The sequence below is a fragment of the Streptomyces viridochromogenes DSM 40736 genome (genome assembly GCF_000158955.1).
Taxonomy (GTDB): domain Bacteria; phylum Actinomycetota; class Actinomycetes; order Streptomycetales; family Streptomycetaceae; genus Streptomyces; species Streptomyces venetus.
This window is the reverse complement of record NZ_GG657757.1, coordinates 246,107-252,535: the sequence shown is the minus strand read 5'-3', so window position 1 is coordinate 252,535 and position 6,429 is coordinate 246,107. Positions and strand designations below refer to the sequence as shown.

At 72.4% G+C, this 6,429-nt stretch carries 8 protein-coding genes; 4 read left to right on the top strand and 4 right to left on the bottom strand.

Going from position 1 to position 6,429, the window contains the following annotated elements; all coding sequences use genetic code 11:
• Positions 1-122: 122 nt before the first annotated feature.
• On the top strand, positions 123-1,781 hold the full coding sequence (locus tag SSQG_RS01170; RefSeq protein ID WP_003987812.1) for a catalase: 1,659 nt from the start codon (positions 123-125) through the stop codon (positions 1,779-1,781).
• A gap of 4 nt (positions 1,782-1,785) precedes the next feature.
• Here SSQG_RS01170 and SSQG_RS01165 read toward each other — a convergent pair whose 3' ends face one another.
• Positions 1,786-2,631, bottom strand: a complete 846-nt coding sequence (locus SSQG_RS01165; RefSeq protein WP_244299002.1) for a fructosamine kinase family protein — start codon at positions 2,629-2,631, stop codon at positions 1,786-1,788.
• Between the two features lie 124 nt (positions 2,632-2,755).
• Positions 2,756-3,211, bottom strand: a complete 456-nt coding sequence (locus tag SSQG_RS01160) for a hypothetical protein (RefSeq protein WP_003987810.1) — start codon at positions 3,209-3,211, stop codon at positions 2,756-2,758.
• A gap of 183 nt (positions 3,212-3,394) precedes the next feature.
• Between SSQG_RS01160 and SSQG_RS01155 the strand changes: the two genes are divergently transcribed.
• Positions 3,395-3,718, top strand: a complete 324-nt coding sequence (locus SSQG_RS01155; RefSeq protein ID WP_003987809.1) for a hypothetical protein — start codon at positions 3,395-3,397, stop codon at positions 3,716-3,718.
• Between the two features lie 27 nt (positions 3,719-3,745).
• Here the strand turns inward: SSQG_RS01155 and SSQG_RS01150 are convergent, their stop codons facing one another.
• Positions 3,746-4,279, bottom strand: coding sequence for a hypothetical protein (locus SSQG_RS01150; RefSeq protein ID WP_003987808.1), 534 nt, complete (start codon positions 4,277-4,279; stop codon positions 3,746-3,748).
• On the bottom strand, positions 4,276-4,908 hold the full coding sequence (locus SSQG_RS01145) for a hypothetical protein (protein ID WP_003987807.1): 633 nt from the start codon (positions 4,906-4,908) through the stop codon (positions 4,276-4,278). The genes SSQG_RS01150 and SSQG_RS01145 overlap by 4 nt, the downstream gene beginning before the upstream one ends.
• Positions 4,909-5,154: 246 nt before the next feature.
• Here SSQG_RS01145 and SSQG_RS01140 point away from each other — a divergent pair, with 246 nt between their 5' ends.
• Both SSQG_RS01140 and SSQG_RS43365 read left to right on the top strand, forming a co-directional pair.
• Complete coding sequence (locus SSQG_RS01140; RefSeq protein WP_003987806.1) at positions 5,155-5,682, top strand: hypothetical protein; 528 nt, start codon at positions 5,155-5,157, stop codon at positions 5,680-5,682.
• A gap of 161 nt (positions 5,683-5,843) precedes the next feature.
• Positions 5,844-6,116, top strand: a complete 273-nt coding sequence (locus tag SSQG_RS43365) for an NAD-dependent epimerase/dehydratase family protein (protein ID WP_039931729.1) — start codon at positions 5,844-5,846, stop codon at positions 6,114-6,116.
• Positions 6,117-6,429: the final 313 nt, after the last annotated feature.

The following is a 6,429-nucleotide window of genomic DNA, read 5'->3' as shown; positions in this document are numbered from 1 at the left end:
ATCCGCGGACAGGTGACTGAGTCCGCCCGACCGGGTACCCGGGCGGTCCGCCACGACCGGCCGGGCGGCTGCTCGCGGCGCCGACCCGGTCGGCCGTCGGCCCCGAGCCGAAGGAGCCCCTCATGACGGACGTATCCGGCACCGGTCCCGCTCCGGACGACGACCGCGAGGTCCTCACCAACCGCCAGGGCCATCCGGTCTTCGACAACCAGAACCAGCGCACCGTCGGCGCCCGAGGCCCCGCCACTCTGGAGAACTACCAGTTCCTCGAGAAGATCAGCCACTTCGACCGGGAACGCATCCCCGAACGCGTCGTGCACGCCCGCGGAGTCACGGCCTACGGCCACTTCGAGGCCTACGGCACCTGGGGCGACGAGCCGATCAGCCGCTACACCCGGGCCAAGCTGTTCCAGGAGCGCGGCACCCGCACGGACGTGGCCGTCCGCTTCTCCACCGTCATCGGCGGCCGCGACTCCTCCGAAGCCGCCCGGGACCCGCGTGGTTTCGCCGTCAAGTTCTACACCGAGGACGGCAACTGGGACCTGGTCGGCAACAACCTGGGCGTCTTCTTCATCCGCGACGCCATCAAGTTCCCGGACGTCATCCACGCCCTCAAGCCGGACCCGGTGACCTTCGAGCAGCAGCCCCGCCGCATCTTCGACTTCATGTCGCAGACGCCCGAGGCCATGCACATGCTGGTCAATCTGTTCAGCCCGCGCGGCATCCCCGCGGACTACCGCCATATGCAGGGCTTCGGCGTCAACACGTACAAGTGGGTGAACGCCGACGGCGACACCAAGCTCGTCAAGTACCACTGGATGCCCAGGCAGGGCGTACGCAGCATGACCGAGGAGGATGCGGCCAACGTCCAGGCCGACACCCTCGGTCACGCCACCAAGGACCTGTACGAAGCCGTCGCGGGCGGTGACTGTCCGGAGTGGGAGCTGCTCGTCCAGATGATGGACGACCACGACCACCCGGAGCTCGACTTCGACCCGCTGGACGACACCAAGACCTGGCCCGAGCAGGACTTCCCGCCCAAGCCGGTCGGCCGGATGGTGCTCGACCGGATGCCGGCGGACTTCTTCGCCGAGAACGAGCAGATCTCCTTCGGCACCGGCGTTCTCGTCGACGGCCTGGACTTCTCCGACGACAAGATGCTCGTCGGCCGGACCTTCTCGTACAGCGACACCCAGCGCTACCGGGTCGGCCCGAACTACCTCCAGCTCCCCGTCAACCAGGCGAAGAACGCGCAGGTGCGCACCAACCAGCGCGACGGCCAGATGGCGTACCACGTCGACGGCGGAGGCGAGAACCCGCAGGTCAACTACGAGCCGTCGATCACCGGCGGCCTGCGCGAGGCCCGCTATCCCACCCACGACGAACAGGGCCCCGAGATCCGGGGCCGCCTCACCCGCAAGCGCATCCCCCGCACCAACGACTACCTCCAGGCAGGACAGCGCTACCTGCTCCTGGAGGACTGGGAGCGCGACGACCTGGTGAAGAACTTCATCGGTCAACTGTCCCAGTGCGACCGGGCCGTCCAGGAACGCATGGTCTGGCACTTCCTGCTGGTCGAGAACGACCTCGGCCTGCGGGTCGGCGAAGGACTGGGCATCGGCCCCGAGGACGTGGCGGACCTGCAGCCGCTGGCGAGCCAGGACCTCACGGACGAGGACCGCGAACGCCTGTCCAAGCTCGGCAAGAACCAGCCGCGCGACGTCGAGGGGCTCACCATGACCCACTGCGTCCCCGACACGCGGCACGTGGTGAGCCGCTGACCGGTCACCGGGCCAGGGCCGCACGGGCGGCCGCGAGGGCCTGTTCCGCGTAGCTCCGGCCGAACAGCACGGCGTGCACCAGCAGCGGGAACAACTGGTGCACGCCCACGCGGTCGGCCCAGCCGTCGGCCAGCGGCGCCCTCTCCCGGTAGCCGTCCAGCACCCGCTCCAGATGGGGACAGCCGAAGAGCCGAAGCATCGCCAGGTCGGTCTCGCGGTGCCCGCCGTGCGCCGCCGGGTCGATCAGCCAGACCTGCCCGTCGGCTCCCCACAGCACGTTGCCGCTCCACAGATCCCCGTGCAGCCGCGCGGGCGCCTCGGGCCGGCCCGGGACAGTTCCGGCAGCCGTTTCGCACAGCCGCTCCACCACGCTCGCCTCACCCGGGCGGACGGTGCCCTGGTCGACCGCGCGCCGCAGATACGGCAGCACACGGGTGCTCCGCGTACCAGCGCGGCCAGTCGGTGCCGGGCTCGTTGCGCATCGGGGGCGAGCCCGATGTACGCGTCCGCGGGCCCGTCGGGTGGCGGCGCGCCGAACGCGGGCGCCCCGGCGGCGTGCAGACCGGCCAGCGCACGGCCGAAAGGCGACCGCCGCCTCCCGACCCGGCCGCCCCTCCACAACCCGGTCGACGACCAGCCAGGTGTCGTCGTGGCCGCGCACCTCCGGCACCCGCACGGTGCCGGTGTCGGCCAGCCAGCGCAGCCCGGCCGCCTCGGCCCGCGTCGCCACCGGGTCGCCGGACCGCTTGACGACCACCACCCCGCCCGTCGTCGAGAGTGACCTCGGCGAGGGACCCCGAGACAGGCCGTTCGCCGGTGACCCCTTGTGCGGTGAGTCGGGCCACGACATCCGAACGGGCGGTCATACGTGCTCCTCGTCAATGCCGGGTTCGATCAACGAACAGCGTACGTTCGCAGCCTTCGGGGGCGCGGGGAACCGCGCGACCAGCCCGCACGCACCCGTACACGACAACTCACCCCTCGAACCCGCAATCCACGTCCAGCAACTGAATGGGCCGCGTCGCGTCGAGGTCGACATAGGCGGTGAAGTCCGCCTTGCCCTCGCCACCGTTCCAGTACGTGCTCACCGTCGCCCACCCGACCCGCGCCGACTGGGCTGTGGTCACCGGACCGACGTCGATGGACACCGGGATGTTCTGCGCACACAGCAGAACGTCGAACTCGGGATTCGCCGCGACCTTCTCCTTCAGCTGCGGCGCAATGCCGTACGTGCGGGCGAAGTTCCCGGGCCCGTGCTCCCCGTAGAAGTCCTCGAGGAAGGTGTGGATCTCCTGCGCGGTGTACCGGTCGTTGCCGTCGACGGCGGACGCGGCGGCGGCCGGAACCGCCGCGGCGGCGATGCCGAGGGCGGCGACGCAGCCGACGGTGTACGCGCGCCACCGGGCCGGGCGTGAAGCGTTGCGGAACATTCTGGATACCCCCGTTGTGGTCAGTTCGTGGTCGCAGGTGCAGACCCGCCGCACCCGGCCCTCGTTGCACCGCACTTGACGGCCGTTTCGATTCCGGGACATTCGCCACCCGCCGGTCACGCGGGACGGTGAAATCCCGTCGTCCGCCGACAGAACCGGCCACCGCCGGGGGAGCAGTGGGACATGACGAGTTCTTCGTTCCAGCGCACCATCGCTCTGCCCGCCCCCGTGTGCGAACAGGCCGCACAGCATCTGGAGCAGGCCGCGCAGCGGGCCATCGACGGGGCCGCGATCCCCCTGAAGGCGTTCCGGGCGGCCGCCGACAGCGACTTCACGCTCCCCGTTCAGGTCGTCGAGCAGGCCGCGGCCTGCCTGCTGGTCCTGGCCACCGAGACCGCCCAGACCGTACGTCCCTCCGCCCTGCGCGCCACCATCAGCGTCGCGCTGCGGCTGCGGGACGCCGTGCACCTGGCGCATCAGCCCGCTCTCAGCAGCAGGTTCTGGTAGGGCCGGGCATGCGGCGCGGCCCGCCCGTCAGGTCTCGAGGAAGGCGACCTCGGCCTGCTTGCGGCGCAGTCCCTCCAGCGTGGCGCGCTGCCGCCGGGCCCGTTCGGTGAGGTCGTCGAGCTGCCGTGCGTCGAGACGTTCGAGCGCCGGGGCCAGTTCGCGGAGCGTCTCCCAGCCGGCGGCCTTGCCCGTCACGCCCAGCACCAGCGCCTCCAGCTCCCACAACGTGCTCAACGGGGACCGCCGCACCAGGCTGCCGTTGCTCTTCAGCCGCCCCACCTGCTCGGCCGCACGGCCCGCGTAGACCTTGTAGCGCCGTACCGCGACGTCGAGCCGCCGCATGATGTGGAGCAGGCTCGCCCGGTCCTCGGCGATCTCGGCGGCGACCGGAGCCAACGCGTCACCGAGCGCCGTGCCCCGGCACGAGCGCAGCAGGTAGCGCACCCGCGCGGTCCCGGCGGTGGCACCGGCGAGATGGTCGTTGAGGTAGATGCCCAGCAGGGCCATGTCGATGGCCGGGGCACGCCCGGCGCCCGGCGCGTCCGCTCGCCGTTCCGTCATGACACTGCTCCTGTCCTGCTCCGGCCCCGCAGCACGGCCACGCTCGTGGTGACGCGGACGACGCAGGGTCTGCGGGGCGTCGAGCCGAACCCGAACCGCACGGGAGGCTCCACCGGGGCGAGAGCGCCGAGACCGGCACCCTCGTAGGTCGCGGTGGCCGAGATGACCGGGCGCAGATCCCGGGCGCCGTACCACTGGTGACGGCCGGGCCGGGCGCTGCCGTGGCTGTGTGCGCCCAGCAGCAGCCGGGCCGGCCGGTCCCACAGCGCGATCCAGCCCGGACGGGTGGCGATCAGGCCCGGTACGGACCGCAGCGCGAGACCCGTCGGACTCCTGCGGCCCGTACGGAAACGCAGCTCCAGCGGCGGCGCGGAAACAGCCCAGTGCCGGCGGTCGGTGACCCGCACCCGGACCGGTGCGACCCGGACCTCGTCGAAGACGTACGTGTCCGCCACGAAGTCCGCCGTCTCCCGCGACGGGGCCAGCAGCAGCCGGTGCCCGCCCGCCGCTTCGAACATCACGTCGCTGAACGGCCCGAAGGGCGAACGCACCCAGTGGCCGAGCACCACGCGAGCGCCGGACGCCGTTCCGATCCCCGCGATCCAGCCGTCGAAGCGCAGGGTGCGCACGAGTGGCCGGGTTCGTCCGCGCCGGGCCGGGGGTTCGCCGGACGTCGCGGGTCCGTGGAAGAGCACGCGGCCCGGGTGCCCGGCGGCCCCCGCTGCGAAACGGAACCGGCATCCCGCACACGAACTCCCCGGATGTGGCCGAGACCACGTCCTGGACGAGGCCCCGATCACGTCCCCGCCTGTGCAACGGCAGTTACCGTCTACGACCAGGTTCCCCCTTCCCCACCCTTTCCGGACGGCCCGGCAGTGCAAGCAGATCTCTCCCCTGTCATCGCGGCGACCGCCCAGTGGCTGACCCGCTCCTTCCCCGCCTCCGGTGGCGCCCTGGCCTCCGCCCTGTGCGAGGTCCAGGCCCGGCAGGCCGTGACGGTCGCGGCGTGGCTGAGGTACCCGACGGAGATGGACGCCGCCCTGCTCGGGGTGTCGGGCCCGGGCGGCTCCGCGCGGCTCGACTGGGTCACCGGCGCGGACGCGGCCCTGGGGGACGAGGTGGACGCGCACGCCTGGCGCACCTGGGTGGACGAGGTCGTGGCGAGCTGGGCGGCCAGTCTCCTCACCGACACCGAACTGGCCGCGCGGGCGGTGGCCGCGCTCGCCGAGGGCAGCCACAGCAGCGGCACGCACGCCGAGTTCCGGCGGCTCGTGGCCCCCGACGACAGCGACCGCCGCGCCGCGGCTCTGCTCCGCCACCCGGACCTGCTCGCTCCCGTCGCCGAGCTCCACCACGGCCAACTCCTCGACCGCCTGAACCCGGGCCGCACCCTGATCGCCTGATCCGGTCTCGTCGTCGGCGTGGCCGCGCCGACGGTGTGGGAGCCCCTTCGGCACTCCTCCTGTCACCCTCCGTCACCGACCCGTTTGCCGTACGCGACCGTGCCCCGCCCGTGCGGGCGGCGGACGCTGAGCGTGGGGCCGCCGACGGAGGAGAGACCGAGATGACCACCGCCCTCTCACGGAGCTGGGAACACGCCGTCGTCACCGGCGGCGCCGGGTTCCTCGGATCCCACCTGTGCGCCGCCCTGCTGACCACGGGCGCGGCCGTCACCTGCGTGGACGACTTCGTCGATCGCCCGGTGGACGATCCGGCCGTGCGCTGCCCCGACATCACACTGGCCCGCGACAAGCTCGGCTGGGAACCGCGGGTGCGCGTCGAGGAGGGCCTGCGGCGCACCATCGCCTGGTTCCGCGAGGACGGAACGGCCGGCTGACCCATCCCTCGGACCCGCCCGGTCCGTGCCACGCACCCCCCGGGCACGACCCGGCTCCCCGACCGCCGAAAGGCCCGCCACTGTCATGCGCATCCTCGAGAACCGCGCCGCCCACTCCCGTATCGCCCGCGAGGGGCTTTCCTCCAGGGCGTGGACGCGGGCCTGCCGCCCGTGACGCCGGTGCCGGCCTGGCCGGCGCCCTGCCGGCCATCGGTCCCCGCACGAACCGCCGCCCCGAACCCTTCCGCACCGAAGACGCCGGAGACCCACGATGACCGAGCCCCGCACCGCCACCCGGGACACCGACTACGCC

Coding starts and splice junctions, on each gene's coding strand:
- SSQG_RS01150 (WP_003987808.1), bottom strand. CDS start 4,279: ATGACGGAACGGCGAGCGGACGCGCCGGGCGCCGGGCGTGCCCCGGCC.
- SSQG_RS01170 (WP_003987812.1), top strand. CDS start 123: ATGACGGACGTATCCGGCACCGGTCCCGCTCCGGACGACGACCGCGAG.
- SSQG_RS01160 (WP_003987810.1), bottom strand. CDS start 3,211: ATGTTCCGCAACGCTTCACGCCCGGCCCGGTGGCGCGCGTACACCGTC.
- SSQG_RS01155 (WP_003987809.1), top strand. CDS start 3,395: ATGACGAGTTCTTCGTTCCAGCGCACCATCGCTCTGCCCGCCCCCGTG.
- SSQG_RS43365 (WP_039931729.1), top strand. CDS start 5,844: ATGACCACCGCCCTCTCACGGAGCTGGGAACACGCCGTCGTCACCGGC.
- SSQG_RS01165 (WP_244299002.1), bottom strand. CDS start 2,631: ATGTCGTGGCCCGACTCACCGCACAAGGGGTCACCGGCGAACGGCCTG.